Genomic DNA, 20,518 nt, shown 5'->3' on the forward strand with positions numbered 1-20,518 from the left:
CAACAAAAAAAGGCCGCTTGCGACACCCCGTTGCCGGGAGTCGCAAGCGGCCTTTTCGCATGCCGCGTGTCTCAGCGCCGCGCCGCCAGCCTTCTCACGACGCTCACGAGCGCGTCGACTTCATCGCACGTGTTGTAGAACGCGAGCGACGGCCGTACCGTCGCCTCGAGCCCGAAGCGTCGCAGAATCGGCTGCGCGCAATGATGGCCGGAGCGCACCGCAATGCCCTCTTCGTTCAGCGCCTGCCCGACCTCCTCGGTCTCATAGCCCTTCAGCACGAACGACAGCACGCTCGCCTTGTCGCGCGCGGTGCCCACGAGCCGCACGCCCGGCACCGGCGCGAGCACGCTCGTCGCATACGCGAGCAGGTCGTGCTCGTAGCGCGCGATGTTCTCGATGCCCACGCGGCTCACGTAGTCGAGCGCGGCCCCCAGCCCCACCGCGTCCGCGATGTTGCCGGTGCCGGCTTCGAACCGGTTCGGCGGCGGCTGGAATACCGTGCGCTCGAACGTCACGTCCGCGATCATGTTGCCGCCGCCCTGCCACGGCGGCATGTCGTCGAGGATCGCGCGCTTGCCGTACACGACGCCGATGCCGGTCGGACCGTAGATCTTGTGCCCGGAGAACACGAAGAAATCCGCATCCAGCGCCTGCACGTCGACGCGCATGTGCGAGATCGACTGCGCACCGTCGACGAGCGCCTTCGCGCCCGCGCGATGCGCGAGCTCGACGATCTCCTTCACCGGCACGACCGTGCCGAGCGCATTCGACACCTGCGTGACGGACACGATCTTCGTGCGGTCGTTGAGCAGCTTCCGGTATTCGTCGAGCAGCACCTGCCCCGAATCGTCGACCGGAATCACGCGCAGCTTCGCGCCCTTGAGCGCCGCGAGCTGCTGCCACGGCACGATGTTCGCGTGATGCTCGAGATGCGACACGACGATCTCGTCGCCTTCGCCGACGTTCTGCACGCCCCATGTCTTCGCGATCAGGTTGATCGCCTCGGTGGTGCCGCGCACGAACACGATCTCGTCCGGCGAAGCGGCGCCGATGAAGCGCCGCACGGTGTCCCGCGCATGCTCGTACGCATCCGTCGCGCGGCCGGCCAGTGCATGCGCGGCGCGGTGGATGTTCGAGTTTTCGTGCGCATAGAAATAGGCAAGACGATCGATCACGGCCTGCGGCTTGTGCGTCGTCGCGGCATTGTCGAACCAGACCAGCTGCTTGCCGTTCACGCGTTCCTGCAGGATCGGGAAATCGCGGCGGATCGCGTTCACGTCGAACGGCGGGTGCGCGCCGCGATGCAGGTTGCCCTGCGGCTCGGCGGCATGCGCATCGTCGATGAAGTAACGCGGCACGTCCGCGCCCGATGCACGCGACACCGGCACGTCGCGCTGCACGGCGAGCAGGTCGCGCAACGCATCGTCGCCCGGCAGCCCGAACGCTTCCGGCGAGGCGAGGCCGTTCGACGGCACGACGATGTCCTGCGGCGTCGCCTGCCAGCCCTGCAGCGAGCCGTCGGTGAAGTAATACGGCGACGCGGCCGGCGCAGCCTTCACCGCGCCCTCCGATACCGCCGCATTCGCCTGCGGCACGCCGAGCGCCGCGCCGCCGACGCGCGGTTCGAACGCGGGCGCGATCGACACCGCGTTGTCGGGCAACCCGTTCTGCGCGGCCGCATGCGGCGCGAGCGCGGGCACGCGATTGCCGAGCGACAGCACGTGCGTCGGCGCGGACGGCGCGAGGTTCGCGCCGGGCGCCTTGCCTTGCGGCAGCGCGAAGCCCGGCACGCCGGTGCCCGTGCCGCCCGGCCCCGCGAGCGGCGAGCCGCCCGGCGCGGGATTGCTCGCCGACGCGAGGATCGGCGCAGCCGCCGGCAACGCCGACGGCACACCGCCGACCGCCCCGCTGCCCGCCGACAGCCCGGGCGCGGTGGCCTGCCCGGGCGGCGTCGCGAAGAACTCGGACGCGAGCCGCGCGAGCGCCGCCGGGTCGGGCAGGCCGGCCGGCAGCGGCGCGTGCGGCAACGCGAGCGCGTCGCTGCCGGCCGAGCCGGGATTAACGGTAGGTGTCGGGATAGTCATGGTACTTGGCGATTTCGACGTCATCGAGGACAGCCAGCGCATCCGGCGAATGGACCGCGAGCGAGCAGTACAGCGAGATCAGGTACGACGCGATCGCCTGGTTGTTGATCCCCATGAAGCGCACCGACAGGCCCGGCCCCTGCTCGCCTGCGACGCCCGGCTGATAGAGGCCGACGACACCCTGGCGCTTGTCGCCGACGCGCAGCAGCAGGATCTTGGTCTTGCCGTCCGCGACGGGCACCTTGTCCGACGGGATCAGCGGAATGCCGCGCCACGTGAGGAACTGCGAGCCGAACAGGCTGACCGTCGGCGGCGGCACGCCTCGCCGCGTGCATTCGCGGCCGAACGCGGCGATCGCGAGCGGGTGCGTGAGGAAGAACGCGGGTTCCTTCCACACCTTGGTCAGCAGTTCGTCGAGGTCGTCCGGCGTCGGCGCGCCCGTCAGCGGGAAAATCCGCTGTTCGTCGGTCACGTTCGCGAGCAGCCCGTAGTCCGGGTTGTTGATCAGCTGGCTTTCCTGCAGCTCCTTGATCGTCTCGATCGTCAGGCGCAGCTGTTCCTTGATCTGGTCATGAGGACTGCTGTAGAGATCGGAGATCCGCGTATGCACGTCGAGCACCGTGCTCACCGCGTTCAGGAAATACTCGCGCGGCTGTTCCTCGTACGGCACGAAAGTCTGCGGCAGCACGCTTTCGTCCTCGAGCTGCGTGCACGCGGCGCGCACGGCTTCCGGGTTCTTCACCTGGTTCAGGCGATAGATGCCGGCCTCGACCGGCACCCACTGCAGCAGATGGGTCAGCCAGCGCGGCGTAATCGTGGAAAGCTGCGGGACGGTCTTGGTAGCGTTCGCTAGTTGGCGGGCGGCGTGATCGCTCAGCGCGGCCGTGCCGCTTGCAACGGTCGACATGTGTGGCTCCGGGTTCTTAAGATGAAAAACGGGATTGCTTATGACGCTTGGTGATTATCGGAAGCACGCACCTGCCGGCTCAACATGCTATAGCCGTCACACGGCACAACCGAACGGGAAGGAAAGCGGGATGCGTCAGGTGACGTACACGCCGGGCAGCAGCGTCGAGATCGACACGTCGAACGCGCGCGCGATCTTGTCGGCGGTGACGATCGACGCAATGGCCTCGCCGCGCTCGATCTCGCCGACGTACGAACGGTTCAGCCCCGCGTGTTCGGCGAGCTGCTCCTGCGACCACGTACGCGCTTCGCGCAGCTTGCGCACGTTGGCCCCGAAGTGCTGGATCAGGTCGCTCATGTCGTCACCTGCGCGTCGGATACCGGCTCGGCCGGCTCGATTCGCGCGTGCGGCGCGGCATTCGCCTCGCTGCGCAGCACGGCCTGCGTGATGTTCGCGCCCGCCGGCACGTCCTGCGTGAGCCACACGTTGCCGCCGATCACCGCGCCGCGGCCGATCGTCACGCGGCCGAGGATCGTTGCGCCCGCATAGATCACGACGTCGTCCTCGACGATCGGATGGCGCGCGAGCCCTTTCTCCAGATGGCCGGCCGCATCGCGCGGGAAGCGCTTCGCGCCGAGCGTGACGGCCTGATACACGCGCACGCGCTCGCCGATGATCGCGGTCTCGCCGATCACGACGCCCGTGCCGTGGTCGATGAAGAAGCCGGCGCCGATCCGGGCGCCCGGATGAATGTCGATGCCGGTTTCCGCATGCGCCTGCTCGGCGATGATGCGCGCGAGCAGCGGCAGCCCGAGCCGGTACAGCTCGTGCGCGAGCCGGTGGTGGATCATCGCGAGGATGCCGGGGTAGCACAGCAGCACTTCGTCGACACTGCCCGCCGCCGGATCGCCATGAAATGCGGCCAGCACGTCGCTGTCGAGCAGCCGGCGGATGTCGGGCAGCCGTGCCGCGAAGGCCTGAACGGCGGTGGCGGCCGCCTCGTCGATCTGCGCGTCGGCGTTGCGTTGCCGCGCCGCGTAGCGCAGCTCGAGCGTCACCTGCGCGAGCAGCGCATTCAGCGCCGCGTCGAGCGCGTGGGCCACATGGAGGTTTTCGCTCTCCTGCCGCAGGTCGGGCGGCCCGAGCCGCATCGGGAACAGCACGCCCTTCAGCGCGCCGATGATCTGCGCAAGCGCCTCGCGCGCCGGCAGGTCGCGCCCGCCCGGTTCGAGCGAGCGCCGCTGTTTCTCGCGCCACGCGCGGCGCACGGTCTGGAGCGACTGGACGATGCCGTCGATATCGAATGCGGCCATGCTGACTTCTCCCCGTATCGGCCGTGACTCAGTCCTGCGCCCACGGCAGGCCGCGATGGCGCCAGCCGTTGCGGCCGCCGCGATGCTGCTGTTCGTCGAGGTCGCCCTCGAACCCCTCGAGCACGTTGAATACCTGCGTGAAGCCGCCCTTGGCCGCCGCTTCGGCCGCCTGCGCGGACCGGTTGCCGCTGCGGCAGAGCAACAGCACCACCGCATCCTTGCCGGTCTTCGCTTCGAGTTCGCGCACGAAGCGCGGGTTGCGCGTCAGGCTCGTGCCGGTCGCCCACGGCACGTGCAGCGACTCCGGCACGTGGCCGACGAATTTCCGTTCTTCCGCGGTGCGCACGTCGACCAGCAACGCGTCGCCGGCGGAAAACAGCGCCCACGCGGCTTCCGGCGCCACGCCACCGGCGTACGGCGTGCCCGCCGATGCGGCCGCCGCGCGGGCGTCTTCGAGCGCCTGCTGGGCGGCGGTTCGTTCTTCCAATGCAAACGTCATCACGCTTCCTTGTTCTCGCAGATTCGTATGATCAAAAACGCCGGGAATGCGGCCGGTGCAGCTTGCCTGCTGTCTATAGCCGTCAGCCCCACTATGCGAGCGCGGTCGGGGAAGCAGAACCAATAAAAATTCATTTCCTAATCAGCGGCGCGTGAAATGCAATAGCAGACGCGCGCTATCGGCGAGGGTTCGTGCGGCTTCGTGCGGAGGATGTGAAGCGATGGCCGTTCGATGTCGTGCATCGAAGGTTCTTGAAAGGATCGGCGACCGCGAGGTCGGGAACGATGCAGCACGCGACGCGCGCCGCCCGTTGTCGTTGTGACGGAATCCGAAATGGAATCGCGCGCCGGGTCGAATGGCGCGCTTCGATGGAACGATGGATCGCGGCACGACAGCCGACGGGCGTGGCGCATCGTCGATGCACGCCACCCGTCGCCGCATCAACGTACCGGATCGACCGGCACGATCGGCACGCCGCGCGCCTCGATGTCGCGCCCCGCGAGCAAGCACAGATCCTCGCGATGATGCGTGGCGACCACTTGCACGCCCACCGGCACGTCGTTGACGATCCCGGTCGTCACCGCGAGCCCCGGCAGCCCCATCGCCGGCAGCGCCCGCAGCGTGAGCTGCGCTTCCCAGACGCGCTCGAACCCTTCCGGCCCTTGCCGATCGAGATCGTCGGGAAACGGCAGCTCGGACGACACCGGCAACAACAACACCGCATATTCGTCGAGAAAGAGCCGCCATTGCCGCGTCAGCGTCGTACGCCGCACGAGCGCGCGGCCGATCACGTCGGCCGGCAGATCGCGCACCTTGCCGCGCACGGCGGCGATCACCGCGGCCGCGCCCGGATCGCCGTCGCTCGCCACCGCGTTCGCCAGCGCATCGAATCCGTCGCCGAGCCAGAGCTGCTCCTGCAACAGCGCGGCCTCGCGCATCGGCGGCGTATCGTCGATTTCGTCGACGGTCCAGCCCGCGTCGACGAGCCGTCGCGCGGCATCGCGCAGCGCGGCCTCGACCTCGGGCACGACCTCCAGACCGCGCGGACGCACGCATAGCGCCGCGCGCTTCGGCACCGCGCGACCGTCGATCGGCACCGGCACGTACCACGGGTCGCGCGGGTCCGGCGCGGCGAATGCATGCAGCGCCAGCGCGAGATCGTCGATCGTGCGCGCGATCGGCCCCGTCGTCGACATCAGTTGCGCGCCGATCGCCCGCTCCGGCCCTGACGCATTGAATGCCGGCACGCGCCCGAGCGACGGCCGGATGCCATGCACGCCGCACGCATAGGCCGGATAGCGCACCGAGCCGCCGATGTCGGTGCCGAGCGCGATCGGGCCGATCCCGGCGGCCACGGCAGCCGCCGCGCCGCCGCTCGAACCACCCGGCGTCAGCGAACGGTTGCGCGGATTGTACGTATGGCCGTGCACGAGGTTCGACGTGAACCAGCGCAGCGCGAACGTCGGCGAATTGGTGCGGCCGAGCAGCACGGCGCCGGCCTTTCTCAGGTTCGAGACCGACGGGCTGTCGGCGCTCGCGATCAGGTTTTCCTGCAACCGCGTGCCGTTGGTCGTCGCGAACGTCGCGACGTCGACGTTGATCTTCACCGTCACGGGCACGCCGGCGAGCGGGCCCGGATCGTCGCCGCGGGCGATCGCGCGATCGACGTCGTCGGCCTGCCGCCGCACCTCGTCGGGACGATGCTCGACCACCGCATTGATCGCCGGGTTCACCGCTTCGAGGCGCGCCAGTGTGGCATCCGCCACTTCCCGCGCGGACACTTCACGCTGCCGCACACGCTTCGCAATTTCAGTCGCCGACAGTTGCCAGAGTTGCTGCGTCATGACTTCTCCTCGTGAAAGGACATCACAATCTCCGACGGCGCCACGTCATCCGCCACGCGGCGCCGCATTCACTCACTGCGCATCCTGCTTCGCACGTTCCGCGGCCGCGATGATCGCGTCGGCCACGGCCTTCGGCTGGCTCAGCATCGCGACGTGGCTGCCGTTCACGCGCGTGACCGTCGCGCCGATCCGCTTCGCCATCGCCTCCTGCAGCTTCGGATCGATCATCCGGTCCTGCGTCGCGACGACGAACGACGACGGCTTCGCATGCCACGCGGCCTGCGCGACCTTCTCCGAAATGCAGCCACCGTACCACGGCCCTTGCGTCGCCGCGACGACGCGTTGCTGCGCGGGCGGCAGATCCGGCGCGAAATCCTGCGCGATCGCCTTGTCCGACAGCCTCGCGAAGCCGCCGCCGTCCTTGCGCAGCTCGCCGGCCCACGACGGCGCCGGCAACCCCTGCGTGACGTCGGCGATCGACTGGCCGTTGTCCGGCGCGAATGCGGCGACGTAGACGGGCGACTTCACCTTGTCGTCGTTGCCGGCGTCGCTGATCACGACACCGGCCCACGAATGGCCGACCAGCACGACTGGGCCCTTCTGTTCGTCGATCGCGCGCTTCGTCGCGGCCGCGTCGTCGGCGAGCGAGCTCAGCGGGTTCTGCACCGACACCACGTGCAGGCCGCGCGCTTCGAGCAGCGGAATCACGCGGTTCCAGCTCGACCCGTCGGCGAATGCGCCGTGCACCAGCACGACGTTCGTGCCTTTCAGGTCTTCCTTCGGCGCGGCCTGCGCCGCGACCGCACCGAACAGCCCGCCGAGCACCGCCGCGGACACCAGAACCCGTTTCGTCAAACCGATCATCTTCATGCTCCTTTCCGTCGTGTCGTTCATCTGAAGTGTTGCCGATGCGGCCGCGCCCGCGTGCGGCAGGCGCGGCAATGCATCACGAATGTGCGTACAGGTCGTCGGCGTCCTTCCGCGCATTGCGCGCGGCGCGATGGTCGGCCGCGGCGTAGCGCGCGGCGGCAGGCGCGGACGCGGCAGCCACGTTGTCGTCCTGCGACTTCGACGGGCCGTTCTGGTCGGAGCGCGCGACCTGCTGCGCCGCGGCGACGGCGTTCTGCGCGGCGGCGATATCGTCCGGGTAACGCGCGTCACTGCCGGCCGGGTTGTAGCCGGCCTTCTCGAGCCGGATGAGGTCGGCGCGCACGTCGGCACGCGTGAGGCCGTGGCCGGTATCGGCGAACGACAATGCGGGGATCGAAGCGAGCACGGCGACTGCGAGGATTCGAGCGGCTTTCATGAGATTTCTCCTTGGCGGAAGTTGGGGGTATCGATCACTCGGCGTCCGTTGCGACCGTCTCGCACCGAACGTTTGCTGCATGTCGACAGTAGAACCCGCTCACGTATCCGGCATGTTTCCGAAACAGGGGCGTTCTGCAATCCGATGTTTCCGCAGCGGCTCCCGATACAGTGCGATACAAATCCGGTAACCCGCACACCGCGCGCCTGCGCCCGCATCCCAACATGAAAAAAGGCGTGCCTCGCGCGGCACGCCTTTCCGTCAAACCGGTCCGGTCAGGTCACATCAGGGCGCAAGCCGCGTGAACACGAAATCGTGATTCTTCACGCGCGCCTGATGACACGCGAAGCAGGTCTGGTGCTGACCGATATCGGCCGGCACGCCGTTGATGAAGCGCCCGAAACCCCAGCCGCCCGTCGACGCATAACGGCGCGAATCCTTGACCATCACCTGCACGGTCGTCGCCTGGCCGGGCACCGTCGCCGGCGCGAATTCGTCGGACTGCTTGCGTTTGTACGCGAGCTTCACGAGGATCGTGCCGTCCGGAAACGGCAGCGTCGACTGTTCGAGCGCGCGGATCGCGACGGGATTGCCGAGGACCACGCGCAGTTCGTCGAGCGGCGCCGCTTCCTCGGCCGGCGCGACCATTTCCCACTTCCGGTAGCCGGGCGGGATCGTCACGCCGTAGATCGGCGACGCCGCCGGCTTCGGCTGCTCCGCGAACGCGGCCGGACCGCTCGCCGACCACGCGCCCGCCAGCAGCGCGCCCGCGACGAGCGCACGGCGCGCGCCGCGGCGCAACACGATCGTGCCGGCCCGCATCACAGGTGCTCCACTTGCAGGATCGCATCGGCGAATGCCTGCGGCGCTTCCTGCGGCAGGTTGTGGCCGATGCCGCCCGTGATGGTCCGGTGCTGATACTTGCCCGTGAACTTCTTCGCATACGCGGCAGGCTCCGGATGCGGCGCGCCGTTCGCGTCGCCCTCCATCGTGATCGTCGGCACGGTGATGGCCGGGCCGGCGGCGAGCCGCCGCTCGATGTCGTCGTATTGGGCTTCGCCCTGCGCGAGCCCGAGGCGCCAGCGATAGTTGTGGATCACGACGGCCACGTGGTCGGGGTTCTGGAACGATGCGGCGCTGCGCGCGTAGGTCTCGTCGGAGAACTGCCACTTCGGCGACGCGAGCCGCCAGATCAGCTTGTTGAACGCGTCGCGATTCGCCGCGTAGCCGAGCGCGCCGCGCTCGGTCGTGAAGTAGAACTGATACCACCACTGGAATTCCGCCTGCGGCGGCAGCGGCTTGCGGTTCGCCTCCTGGCTGCCGATCAGGTAGCCGCTCACCGACACCAGCGCCTTCACGCGCTGCGGCCACAGTGCCGCGATGATGTCGGCCGTGCGCGCGCCCCAGTCGTAGCCGCCGAACACCGCGCGATCGATCTTCAGCGCATCCATCAGCGCGACGATGTCGACGGCCGTCACCGCCTGCTGGCCGTTCCGCACGGTATCGGCCGAGCGGAACGTCGTCGACCCGTAGCCGCGCAGGTACGGCACGATCACGCGATAGCCGGCCGCCGTGAGCAGCGGCGCGACTTCCGCGTAGCTGTAGATGTCGTACGGCCAGCCGTGCAGCAGGAACACGACGGGGCCGTTCTTCGGTCCGAGATCCGCATACCCGACGTTCAGCACACCGGCGTCGATCTGGTGGATCTTGCCGAGCGAGGCCGCGCCGGCCGTGCGCTTCGGCGTCGACGCATCGGGCGCCGACTGCGCGCGTGCCAGCGAACCGAACCCGAGGTCGGCGAGGCTCAGGCTTGCGAGTGTCGTGCCCAGAATCAGGCGGCGGCGGGTGTTCACGGTATCAGGCATGACGCGTTCTCCATTGTCGATCGCTAACGAAGTGGCCCGCGGCACGTGCGGGCGCTCTGGAATCGCCGTTCACGGCGGCGGCGCCTGGCATCGCGTCGCCCGTGTGAATCGCTTCACCGGTTTTATATCCGAACCATCCGGATGCTTTGTATCCCAACGTATCCAGGTTCGGGCACGACATACAGCGATTCAAAATTGGCGGCGTAAACGGGCGTTCGCGGTCGGCCGTGCGCAACGCATCACGCGGGCCGGCATCGCGACCGGCCCGCGTTTTCCCGTCAAACCCCGCTTACGCGCGACGCAACGGCCGGAACCCGGCACGCACTTCGCGAGCGAACAGTTCCGGCTCCTCCCATGCCGCGAAATGCCCGCCCTTGTCGACTTCGTTGAAGTAGATCAGGTTGTGATAGCTGCGCTCGGCCCAGCTGCGCGGCGCCTGGTAGATCTCGCCGGGGAACACCGTGATCGCCGCCGGCAGCGAGATGTTCACCGCGTTGAAGTTGTTCGAGTGATCCTCCCAGTAGATCTGCGCGGCGGACGTCGCCGTGTCGGTCAGCCAGTACAACGAAATGTCGTCGAGAATCTCGTCGCGCGGGATCGAGCGTTCGGGCACGCCGCCGCTGTAGGTCCACTGCGAGATCTTGTCGTACATCCACGCGGCCTGACCCGACGGCGAATCGGCGAGCGCATAGCCGACCGTCTGCGGACGCGTGACCATCATCGCCGAGTAGCCGCAGTTGTCGCGATAGAACGTCGCGAGCTTCTCGTACGCGGCCTTCTCCTTCGGCGACAGCGACGCCGGTGCCGGCGCGTCGGTCTGGAGCAGCGTCGCGATGTCCGGCGGCACCGTCGCCGGCATGTTCACGTGAATCCCGGCCAGGCCCTGCACGCGCTGCATCGCCATCCGGTGCGAGATCACCGAGCCGCAGTCGCCGCCCTGCGACACGAAGCGCGTATAGCCGAGGCGCGCCATCAGCTCGCCCCATGCGCGCGCGATGTGGTCGGAGCCCCAGCCCGTCTTCGTCGGACGGCCCGAAAAACCGAAACCCGGCAGCGACGGCACGACGACGTGGAACGCATCGTCGGCACTCGCACCGTGTGCGGTCGGATCCGTCAGCGGGCCGATCGCCTTCAGCAGCTCGAAGATCGAACCCGGCCAGCCGTGCGTCATGATCATCGGCATCGCGTTCGCGTGCCGCGAGCGCACGTGGATGAAGTGAATGTCGAGCCCGTCGATTTCGGTAATGAACATCGGGAAACCGTTCAGGCGCGCCTCGCCCTTGCGCCAGTCGTAGTCGGTGCCCCAGTAGCGCAGCAGCGCCTGCATGCGCGCGAGCCGCACGCCCTGCGATTCGTCGGCGACGGTCTCGCGGCCCGGCCAGCGCGTCGCGGCAATGCGGCGGCGCAGATCGGCCAGTGCTTCATCGGGGATATGGGCGGTGAACGGACGTATGCCGTCGCCACCGGTTGCCGCATGCAGCGCGGTGGGCAGCATCGCGGATACGCCGGCGGCCACGGAAGTGGCCAGCAGGTGGCGACGCATCGGGGAAAACTGTGTGGAAGACATCGTTCGGCATCTCCTTTCGTGAAATGGAAAGTGAACATGCCGCGCGGCGGAGCGCGCCTTCGCTTTCATCCGGGCGTGCGCCGGTTGCGCGGCGTTGCCCATTTGAAAGGTCTGACGTATCCCGGATGTGTCTGGTTTGTACGCGTTTGTAGCGGGGACGCGACCGACGCCGTCAGGGTGCGATCCAGCGCCCTTCGCAGCCGTCGTCGTTCACGTCGAACACCGCGCGACGATGGCCGTCGCGGGCGAGGTCGAGCCAGTCGATGCGCGTCACCGCGACGTGGAGCAGGCAGAAGTTCCGGTAACCGTCGTCGGTGGTCGCCTTGCCCGTGTCCGTATCCGGGCTTGCGGTGACATGCGCGTCTTTCGGCGATTCGATCGGCGTGCCGGGGCGCAGCGGTGCGCGATACAGCAGCAGCGTATGCGGACGGTTCGATTGCCAGACCGCGCGACGTTGCGCTTCGTCTTCGCAAATCGTCGCAACGCCTTCCGCGCGAATCTGCACGAGCGAATCGAGATCGCTCGCGACGATCGCGATTCGCGGATCGCGGCGCAGCTCCACGACCTTCTCCGAGCGCGCATCGGTGTGGAACGACAGCCGACGATCGGCGCGGCTCGCCTGCCGCAGCACGATCGTGCGCACCTTGGGCGCGCCGTCGAGGCCGAGCGTCGCGGCCTGCACCATGGTGAACGGCGAGCGCTGTGCGCCGACGCCGGATTCCAGGCACGACCAGAGGCGGTCGTACGTTTGCGTGAGCGATGCGATGTCGGACATGATGCCCCGGCGATCCTGCGTGGTTCGATCGCGCCAGCTTAACCGTTTCGGCGGCGGGATCCCGTTGCGGGCCCCCGCCGTGCGGTTCAGTTGTAGCCGAGGACGACCGGTGCGGCGTCGCGCGTGTCGGTCGAATCCGCGCCGAAGCGGCCGAGCACGTCGGCGACGTATTGCGGCCCCGCGCTGATCTGCGACGACTTGTGTTCGACGGGACGGATAGCGGCCATGCGCGGCGCTTCGTCCATCCATGCGGTGTCGTTGACGACGATGCTCATGTGTCTCTCCTCCTCATGCGGCCAGCGCCGCACCATACGCGCGCACGAGGCGCGCCACACCTTCCCGGATCGCGTCGACGTCGGGCGCGGCGAACGACAGCCGCAGCGAAGCGGCGTCGACGTTGTCCGCGAAGAACGCCTTGCCCGGCACGAAGACGACCTTGTTCGCGATCGCCTGTTGCAGCAGCACGTCCGACGACACCGCGCCGATCCGCGCCCACACGAACATCCCGCCTTCGGGACGATGGAACGCGATCGCATCGCCGAAGCCGTCGCGCAGCGCGTCGCACATCGCATCGCACTTGCGCTTGTACGCCGCCGTGATGCGCGGCAGATGACGCTCGAGCGCGCCGTCGGCGAGATACTCGGCGGCGGTGGCTTGCGTCCACGGCGCGCTGCACAGGTCGACCGTCTGCTTCGCGATCACGCAGCGCCGCGCGATTTCGGCCGGCGCGATCGTCCATCCCACGCGCAGCCCCGGCGCAACGATTTTCGACAGGCTCGCGAAGTGCACGATCCAGTCGCGTGCGCCTTCGACTTCGTTCGCGAGCGCGAGCATCGACGGCACCGGTTCGCCCGCGAAACGCAGATCGCCGTAGGGATCGTCCTCGACGATCAGGAAACGGTATTGCACCGCGAGACGCAGCAGCTTCAGGCGGCGTTCGCGCGCAAGCGTCGCACCGGTCGGATTCGCGAAGGTCGGCACCGTATAGAGCAGCTTCGGCTGCACGATCGCGCCGGATGCGAGTTGCGAGGCGAGGCGGTCGACGTCGAGGCCATCGCCGTCGACGGGAATCGTCACGATGCGCGCCTGTTGCAGACGCATCGCCGACAGCGTCGCCGGATACGCCGGTTGTTCGGTCAGCACGACGTCGCCCGGGGCGACCATCACGCGCAGCAGCAGATCGAGGCCCTGTTGCGAGCCGGTCGTGACGAGCAGTTCGGCCGGCGTGCACGTCACGTTGCGGCGCGCCATCAACGCGATCAGTTGCTGCTTCAGTTCGGCCAGGCCGTCGGTCGGGCCGTATTGCAGGCAGCGGACCGGCTGCGCGTACGCGCGTTCGGCAGCCGTGTTCAGGCCGTCGACGTCGAACAGGTCGCTGGCCGGGTAGCCGCCGGCGAACGAAATCATCCCCGGTTCGGAGAGGTACTTGAACAGCTCGCGGATCGGCGAACCGGCGGGATTCTGGAATGAGGGCGTGAACGCGTACATGTCGTCGTGAGCTGGGTGGCGGCGACGGCCGGGATAGCCGACAGGGCCGCCCGCCAAGGCGCTTCTGGCGCAACGGCGGGAATTCGAGCCACGATTGTCGATAGTCATTAACGCCGCGGCAAACGATATCTATGCACTAGGTCTTGCGGTTTGGTCATCAATTGGGAGAGGCAGATGCCGGCTGTCCCGGGCGATGCATGCGGCCGCATCGAATGCGCGGGGGATACCTGGACTGTTCTCGATCCGTTCCGAAGGACGCGTCGGGCACGTGACGCCGACCGCAGTCCTGATGGCGCCCGGCGAGTTGCCACGACGTTTCAGATCTGCAACCTGATGTGCGTTCCGGATGCCCGGGTCGCACCCGATGCGCACACGGTTCGACTAGACCGCCGATTCCCGCCATGGGCGTCGCCGGCGCCGCGCGGCGAGCTGTCCGGCACGCATGCGCCCCTTGCGCAGCAACGGTCCCGCCATCCACTCGCCTGCCGCTGCTTCACGGCTGAAACCGATCATCCGGTCTTCGCGGCCGGTGGTCAGTCGCGCCGCGATGGACGATCGACCCGATCCGACGGTTCCCGACCGTTTCAAACCCGACACATTTCCCGCGTCGACCGGTATCCCGGCCTGCATCGATGTCGCCTCATCGGTCCGAACGCACGCGCCGGCGGGCGTGGCACGCTCCGTGCGTTCACGCCGAAGGCGCCGGACAGCCGTCCCGGCGCTCAATCAAATATTTCGAAAAGTCCGCGTCCGGCACACCGGTAAGACGCTTTTTTCGGTGCAGGACGCATCGGGGGACACAATGAAAACAAGCACCACGATCTCGATCGCGGCGTCGCCGGGGATGAACAGCGACGCGGCAACGATCGCACCGCGGCCGATCCGCTGCGCAAGCCGGGCATTCCCGCAAGCATTCGCGCCCGCTCGGAACCAGCGGACGCCTGCACTCGCACGACCGCCCCATACCGCCTCTCTCTTCACCGGCATGCGCGTCTGCGTACCGCCGACGATGGGCGGCATGGCGAAACGCGCGCCCTGAGCGGCCCCCTGCGTCTCGCCTGAAGGCTCTCGGGCCGTCAGGGTGCACCGCACCGCCGCCCGCGAAGCCGGGACCTCATGGTCCGTTTCGTCGCATACGAAGCGCCGGCTCACGAAATGTCGTCGATAAAAGTCTTCCACTCGATCATGAATCGGACTGAGAAAAGCCCTTGTTCGGTCATCGCACTTGCGCTTTCGTTGGCCGTTCTGTTCCTGATAACGCATCCTTATACAGGCATTCGGCACGACGCGATCCTGTACACCGCGCAGGCGCTGTATAACGCGCATCCCGAGCATTTCTCGCACGATCTGTTCTTTGAATTCGGTTCTCAGGATCACTGGACGATTTACGGTCGGATCTTCGCGAAGCTGATCTCGGCATTCGGGCTCCGCGCCAGCAATCTCGCGTGCCTGATCGCGATTCAGGCGCTCTGGTGGAGCGGCATGTGGCGCCTGGCGAAGAAACTGCTGCCCGCCCCGTGGCACTGGCTTGCGATGTTCCTGGTCGCCTGCATGCCGTCCGATTACGGCGCCGGCCTGGTCTTTTCGTATGACGAAGGATTTCTCACCGCCCGGCTTCCCGCCGAAGCACTCGGCCTGTGGGCGATTGCGTCGATGCTCGAAGGCCGTCATCGCATTGCCATCGTGCTGACGATCGTCGCAACCGCCGTTCACCCGCTGATCGGCGGCGCGTCGTTCGTCTTCGTCGTCCTCGGCCGGACGCCGCGCGTGAAGTGCTGGCGGCTATTGCCGCTCGCGCTCATGATTTTCGCCGTCGTCGAGATGCCGCCGCTCAAGGTGTTCCACCTCTATCCGTTCGATCCGGAATGGCGGTCGATCGCGCGATACAACGTGCCATTCCTGTTCCCGACGTTGTGGTCGCTCACTGAATGGAACAAGGTGTGCTGGGCGATCGCACTTCCCGCGGCACTCTGTGCGAATCAGGCGCAGGATCACCGTGCGCTGTGGTCGAATCTCACGCTGATCGGCATTGCCGGCATCGCGCTCACCACGATCGCGGACCTGGCCGGACAGGACGCGATCTGGATACAGATGCAGCCGTGGCGCACGCTGTGGCTGCTGACGTTGATGCAATGGCCCGCGGCCATTTTGCTCGTGCGACGCGAACGCCACACACGGCCGACCCTGATCTGGCTGCTCGCGATCTGCTGGCTCCTGCTCGACGTCGGCGGAGGTTTCATCGCACTGGCGGTTGCCGCGACGCTCCACGCGGCAGCCCGTCAACGGGCGCCCGCCGCTCCCGGCGCGCGGCTTGCCGACCTCACCCCTGCGCTTCGCCGGATGTGGATCGGGACGACCCTCGCTGCCGCGACGATCTGGGTCATATACCAGTGCGCGTATCAGGTCGGTCGCGTCGCGTATCCGACCGGCAGCGTGACGTTCGACATTCCGTGGCTCGAAACGCTGATTCACACACACCTGGTCATCACGCTGGCCGCGGTGCTCGCCGTGCTCAATCTGTCGCGCAAACGAATCGCGACCATCGGCTTGCCGGTGATATTGGCCGCATTCGCCGCATACGGACTCGTCAATATCGACCAGCGGTCGGAAGCAGCCAGGATCCTGGAAGCCGGCGCCGATCGCGCCGACTTCACGCCGTTCGAAGGTACGGTCGCGCGCGGCGCCATCGTCTATTGGGACGGACCGGCGGACGAAGTCGTCTATCCGTGGCTGATGATGAAGACGTCGAGCTACTACTCGTCGACGCAGGCCGCGGGTCTGATCTTCCATCGCCGGACTACCTTCGAGGCGGTGCGACGGGTCGAACTGATCAAGCAGGACCCACGCGCCGCACGACCGCGCGACGGGCACGACACCGACAGAAAGTCGACCGTGTTCGTGTCCAGGTACGAATACGTACCGCTCGACCGAGCGGGCATCCGGCACATCTGTGCAGACCCCGTGCTGGATTTCATCGTGTCGCATCGGCACTACCCGGAGTTGGCAACAGGCTACGCGTGGTCGCCCGAACCCGAAAACACGGTCTGGCTGTACGACTGCCGCAGCATCAGGACGACTGCCGCAACTCAGGATGCATCGTCCGTGCGCATTCAACCGCTCGACCAGACGAACGCGATACCCGCACGACCGACCGCCCGAGGCGGCGCTTCCCCGCCTCGCCACGCGCAAGTGCGCGACGTCTGAACGGGACATCCGGATCATCGATTCGACATGGCAGTTTGCCGCCCGGCTGGAGCGGCCGATACGACAGTCAATGGACCAGCGACTTGAAACTCGGGGTGACAACATGGATCAATCGGTTGACGTACTCATCATCGGCGCCGGACCCGGCGGCCTCACCGCCGCCTATCTGCTGACCAGGCAGACCGACCTGTCGGTCGCGGTCATCGAGAAAGATCCTCGGTATGTCGGCGGTATCAGTCGCACCGAACAGTTCGACGGCCACTGCTTCGACATCGGAGGACACCGCTTCTTCTCCAAGTCGGCGGACGTTGTCGCGCTGTGGCACGAACTGCTCCCGGACGACTTCATCGAGCGACCGCGCAGCTCGCGCATCTTCTACCGGAACAAATTCTATCGATACCCGCTCGACGGCATCGAGGCCTTGCTGAATCTCGGCATCATCGAAAGCACGCGCTGCGTGCTTTCGTACCTCGCAGCCCGCGTCAAGCCCTGTCCAAACCCGAAGTCCTTTCATCAATGGGTCGCCAATCAATTCGGAGAACGACTGTTTTCCATCTTCTTCAAGACGTACACCGAAAAGGTCTGGGGCATGTCGTGCGACGAGATATCGGCCGACTGGGCCGCGCAGCGCATCAAGGGCCTGAGCCTGTCCACCGCCATCGTGAGCGCGGTAAAGCGCTCGCTCGGCATCCGCTCGGGCAAGTCCAGCGTCAAGACGCTGATCGAATCCTTCCATTACCCGCGCCGCGGCCCCGGCATGTTGTGGGAAGCCGCCGCCCGCAAGTTCCAGGATCAGGGCGGACAGCTGATGATGGGACAGGCGGCCGGCGCAATGCAGTACGACGGCCTCACGCGGCGCTGGCTCGTCGAAACCGTCGGCCAGGACGGACAGACGAATCGCATCAGCGCTCGCGATGTGGTGTGTACCGCGCCGCTGCGCGAAACGCTTCGCGCGATTTCGCCCCGTCCGTCATCCGCGGCTGCCGCGTCGAGACTGCAGTATCGGGACTTCATCACGGTCGCGCTGATACTCGACCGGCCCGCCACCTTCACGGACAACTGGATCTACATCCATGACCCGTCCGTCAAGGTCGGGCGAATCCAGAATTTCGCATCGTGGTCGCCCGAGATGGTGCCCGACGCGGCGACGGGTGGCTGCCTGGGGCTCGAATACTTCTGCTTCGACGGCGATTCGATGTGGGAAAGCAGCGATGCCGACATGACCGAACTCGCGATCGGTGAACTCGAGAAAATCGGCCTGGCGACGCGCGACCAGATTCGCGGTTCGCGCGTCGTTCGTCAACCGAAGGCGTACCCCGTGTACGACGACGATTACCGCGACATCGTCGACGAGATCCGTTCGGATCTGGCCGAGCACTATCCGAACCTGCATCTCGTCGGTCGCAACGGGATGCACAAGTACAACAATCAGGACCATGCAATGATGACCGCCATGCTGACCGTCGAGAACATCGTCGCCGGGCACAAGCTTCGCGACGTCTGGGCCGTCAACGAGGACGCGGAGTATCACGAGAGCGGCACCGAACCGCAAGCCGGCGCATCGAGGTTGCGCGCGGTCCCCACCCGCACCGTTCAGTGGGGGCGGACATGATGTTTTCCGGCTACTTCGTCGTGAGCGCCGTGTCGCTCGTCGTCGACTGGGCACTGTTCCTCACGCTGGCCTCGGCCATGCAGATCGATGCCGGGATATCGGCGTCGGTCGCGTACCTGGTCGGGGGTGGCGTGAATTACGTGCTTTCGCGCCGCTTCGTGTTCCGCTCGACCACGATCGGCCGCCGGCAGGTCCGCGAAGCGCTGCTGTTCGCGGCGAGTTGCGGGTTCGGCTCGCTGCTGACCGCGGGCATCGTGCATCTGGCGGCGGGACTGGTCGGCAATATTGCCGCGAAATGGCTCGCGGTGATGGTCAGCTTCGTCACGCTGTACCTGGTCCGCAGGGTCGCCGTATTCAGGGTGCCGGGGGCGCGCGCGCCGGCCGCGATTCCGGCGACCGCGCGCCGGGAAGCTGGCGGGGACGCTTGTGTCGAGGCGACGGTTCGTTGAATGCGAGGGGGTGGTACCGAAGCCAGTTCCGGGGCGGACCGATTGTCCGGCTGGCGTCAGGTCGATCGCGCTCGTGTGCCTGAACGATGGCGTCACCGCTTGGCCGAGCGCCGACGTGTTGCCGGAAAGGCGAGCCGCTTCCTCGGCGGCTCCGAATCGCGCTCTATTCACTCGGAGGCGATACGCCCTTCCCAACATAACCCGCGATCGCCTCCAGCACGCCGAGGTCCAGGTCTTGCACGCGCTCGGCGCCGAAATGGGACAGCCACTTGCGCCAAAGCGCAGTCTCGGCCGCCGTATATCCGGTCGCCGCACGAGGGTTCGTATCTTCCAGTGCTGAACGCTGGTTCATATCTTCTCCTTGATTGACGCGAGCCGGGGCGGTTGCCGCCGCCCCGGCATCAGAACGCCGTTAGACGGATTCCAGGGCGAGGGCGATACCCTGGCCGCCGCCGATGCACAACGTCACCATCCCGCGTTTCACGCCATCGCGGCGCATCGAGTGCGCAAGGCGGGTCGTCAAAACGGCACCGGTTGCGCCGATTGCATGACCGTGCGCAATCGCGCCGCCTTCGACATTCACCAGCTCCTCGTCGATGCCGAGTTCCCGCATGACTGCGATCGGCACGGCGGCAAACGCCTCATTGATCTCGAAACGCTCGACGTCCTTCAACGACCACCCGGCGCGGGCGAGCGCCATCTTGACGGCCGGTACCGGCCCGAGTCCGAACATGCCCGGCTCCACCGCCCCCACCCCATAGGAAACGAGCGTTGCGAGCGGCTCGATTCCACGCGCGTCGGCATACTGCCGATCCGCCACGATCATTGCCGCCGCACCGCTGTTCAATCCGGGCGCATTGCCCGCAGTGATGGTGCCGTCGGAGCGAAACGCGGGCTTCAGTCTGGAGAGCGAATCGACCGTCGTGTCAGGCCGCGGCTGCTCGTCGCGCTCGAATTTGACAGTCTGCTTCCGCCCCTCGATTTCGACCGCGACAAGTTCCGGGTCGAACGCCCCGCGTCCTTGCGCCTGCGCGAAGCGCTGCTGCGAACGCTCCGCCCACCGGTCCTGCTGCGCGCGCGTGATCCCCATTGCTGCAACGAGGTCCTCCGTGTGCCATCCGGAATGCTGGTTGGAAAACGCGTCGACGAGGCCGTCCCCGAGCATGCTGTCGACGATCCCGGCATTCCCCATCCGATGGCCCCATCGCCCGCTTTCCAGCAGATACGGGGCGCGGTCCATGTTTTCCATGCCGCCCGCCACCGCGACCGAGCCGAATCCAAGCCAGATTTCCTGCGCCGCATTCACGATGGCCTGGGCGCCCGAGCCACACACGCGATTGACCGTAAGCGCAGGCACGGCCACCGGTACGCCGCCCCCGATGGCCGCTTGACGCGCGGGGTTCATCCTGTTTCCTGCCTGAATGACGTTGCCCATCACGACCGCCGCCAATTCCGCCGGATCGACGTTGCTGCGACGTACCGCCTCGCGGACCGCGACTGCGCCGAGCGCCGTCGCAGCAACGTCCTTCAACGTGCCGCCGAATGCGCCGATGGGCGTTCTGACGGGACTGCAGATCACTACCTGTCGTGCAACCATTTCCACAC

The 20,518-nt window shown here is 67.1% G+C and carries 20 protein-coding genes; 3 read left to right on the top strand and 17 right to left on the bottom strand.

Features of this window, described 5'->3' with window-relative positions:
• Positions 1-71 precede the first annotated feature (71 nt).
• From WS46_RS09730 to WS46_RS09800, 15 genes are all read right to left on the bottom strand, one after another.
• Entirely contained in the window at positions 72-2,084 is a 2,013-nt protein-coding gene (locus WS46_RS09730) for a family 2A encapsulin nanocompartment cargo protein cysteine desulfurase (RefSeq protein ID WP_059532172.1), read from the bottom strand.
• Complete coding sequence (locus tag WS46_RS09735; protein ID WP_034205507.1) at positions 2,059-2,991, bottom strand: family 2A encapsulin nanocompartment shell protein; 933 nt, start codon at positions 2,989-2,991, stop codon at positions 2,059-2,061. Before WS46_RS09735 ends, WS46_RS09730 begins: the two co-directional genes overlap by 26 nt.
• Before the next feature lie 135 nt (positions 2,992-3,126).
• Entirely contained in the window at positions 3,127-3,348 is a 222-nt protein-coding gene (locus WS46_RS09740) for a helix-turn-helix domain-containing protein (protein ID WP_006749621.1), read from the bottom strand.
• Positions 3,345-4,304, bottom strand: coding sequence for a serine O-acetyltransferase EpsC (gene epsC, locus WS46_RS09745; RefSeq protein ID WP_059449205.1), 960 nt, complete (start codon positions 4,302-4,304; stop codon positions 3,345-3,347). The genes WS46_RS09740 and epsC overlap by 4 nt, the downstream gene beginning before the upstream one ends.
• Before the next feature lie 28 nt (positions 4,305-4,332).
• On the bottom strand, positions 4,333-4,803 hold the full coding sequence (locus WS46_RS09750; RefSeq protein ID WP_059449206.1) for a rhodanese-like domain-containing protein: 471 nt from the start codon (positions 4,801-4,803) through the stop codon (positions 4,333-4,335).
• A 440-nt stretch (positions 4,804-5,243) separates the two neighbouring features.
• The gene (locus WS46_RS09755; RefSeq protein ID WP_059690360.1) at positions 5,244-6,647 is read right to left on the bottom strand and encodes an amidase family protein; all 1,404 of its coding nucleotides are present in this window, start codon (positions 6,645-6,647) and stop codon (positions 5,244-5,246) included.
• A 72-nt stretch (positions 6,648-6,719) separates the two neighbouring features.
• Entirely contained in the window at positions 6,720-7,511 is a 792-nt protein-coding gene (locus WS46_RS09760) for an alpha/beta fold hydrolase (protein WP_059690411.1), read from the bottom strand.
• Between the two features lie 82 nt (positions 7,512-7,593).
• Positions 7,594-7,953 (bottom strand): DUF4148 domain-containing protein, encoded by a 360-nt coding sequence (locus WS46_RS09765; RefSeq protein ID WP_059690361.1) that lies wholly within the window; start codon positions 7,951-7,953, stop codon positions 7,594-7,596.
• Between the two features lie 285 nt (positions 7,954-8,238).
• Positions 8,239-8,775: a cytochrome P460 family protein gene (locus WS46_RS09770; RefSeq protein ID WP_059690362.1), complete on the bottom strand. Its 537-nt coding sequence runs from the start codon at positions 8,773-8,775 to the stop codon at positions 8,239-8,241.
• Positions 8,775-9,818 carry an alpha/beta fold hydrolase gene (locus tag WS46_RS09775; protein WP_059690363.1) on the bottom strand — a complete coding sequence of 348 codons (1,044 nt, stop codon included), beginning with the start codon at positions 9,816-9,818 and terminating at the stop codon, positions 8,775-8,777. The genes WS46_RS09770 and WS46_RS09775 overlap by 1 nt, the downstream gene beginning before the upstream one ends.
• 289 nt (positions 9,819-10,107) lie before the next feature.
• Positions 10,108-11,385: an epoxide hydrolase family protein gene (locus WS46_RS09780; RefSeq protein WP_059690364.1), complete on the bottom strand. Its 1,278-nt coding sequence runs from the start codon at positions 11,383-11,385 to the stop codon at positions 10,108-10,110.
• A 172-nt stretch (positions 11,386-11,557) separates the two neighbouring features.
• Entirely contained in the window at positions 11,558-12,160 is a 603-nt protein-coding gene (locus WS46_RS09785; RefSeq protein WP_059690365.1) for a pyridoxamine 5'-phosphate oxidase family protein, read from the bottom strand.
• An 86-nt stretch (positions 12,161-12,246) separates the two neighbouring features.
• Positions 12,247-12,435 carry a hypothetical protein gene (locus WS46_RS09790; RefSeq protein ID WP_059532195.1) on the bottom strand — a complete coding sequence of 63 codons (189 nt, stop codon included), beginning with the start codon at positions 12,433-12,435 and terminating at the stop codon, positions 12,247-12,249.
• A gap of 13 nt (positions 12,436-12,448) precedes the next feature.
• Positions 12,449-13,648 carry a PLP-dependent aminotransferase family protein gene (locus WS46_RS09795; RefSeq protein ID WP_059690366.1) on the bottom strand — a complete coding sequence of 400 codons (1,200 nt, stop codon included), beginning with the start codon at positions 13,646-13,648 and terminating at the stop codon, positions 12,449-12,451.
• Between the two features lie 726 nt (positions 13,649-14,374).
• Complete coding sequence (locus WS46_RS09800) at positions 14,375-14,827, bottom strand: hypothetical protein (protein ID WP_156443110.1); 453 nt, start codon at positions 14,825-14,827, stop codon at positions 14,375-14,377.
• A gap of 57 nt (positions 14,828-14,884) precedes the next feature.
• Here WS46_RS09800 and WS46_RS09805 point away from each other — a divergent pair, with 57 nt between their 5' ends.
• From WS46_RS09805 to WS46_RS09815, 3 genes are read left to right on the top strand one after another with little or no spacing between them, the layout of a single operon-like run.
• Entirely contained in the window at positions 14,885-16,852 is a 1,968-nt protein-coding gene (locus tag WS46_RS09805; RefSeq protein WP_257129945.1) for a hypothetical protein, read from the top strand.
• On the top strand, positions 16,740-18,464 hold the full coding sequence (locus WS46_RS09810) for an NAD(P)/FAD-dependent oxidoreductase (RefSeq protein WP_257129946.1): 1,725 nt from the start codon (positions 16,740-16,742) through the stop codon (positions 18,462-18,464). The genes WS46_RS09805 and WS46_RS09810 overlap by 113 nt, the downstream gene beginning before the upstream one ends.
• Positions 18,464-18,913, top strand: coding sequence for a GtrA family protein (locus WS46_RS09815; protein ID WP_257129949.1), 450 nt, complete (start codon positions 18,464-18,466; stop codon positions 18,911-18,913). Before WS46_RS09810 ends, WS46_RS09815 begins: the two co-directional genes overlap by 1 nt.
• A 163-nt stretch (positions 18,914-19,076) precedes the next feature.
• Here the strand turns inward: WS46_RS09815 and WS46_RS09820 are convergent, their stop codons facing one another.
• Together WS46_RS09820 and WS46_RS09825 are read right to left on the bottom strand one after the other, a co-directional pair.
• Positions 19,077-19,265, bottom strand: coding sequence for a hypothetical protein (locus WS46_RS09820; RefSeq protein WP_059690369.1), 189 nt, complete (start codon positions 19,263-19,265; stop codon positions 19,077-19,079).
• 60 nt (positions 19,266-19,325) lie between these two features.
• Positions 19,326-20,510, bottom strand: coding sequence for a thiolase family protein (locus WS46_RS09825; protein WP_059690370.1), 1,185 nt, complete (start codon positions 20,508-20,510; stop codon positions 19,326-19,328).
• Between the last annotated feature and the right edge of the window lie 8 nt (positions 20,511-20,518).

The organism is Burkholderia sp. RF4-BP95, assembly GCF_001521985.1.
Lineage (GTDB): Bacteria > Pseudomonadota > Gammaproteobacteria > Burkholderiales > Burkholderiaceae > Burkholderia > Burkholderia diffusa.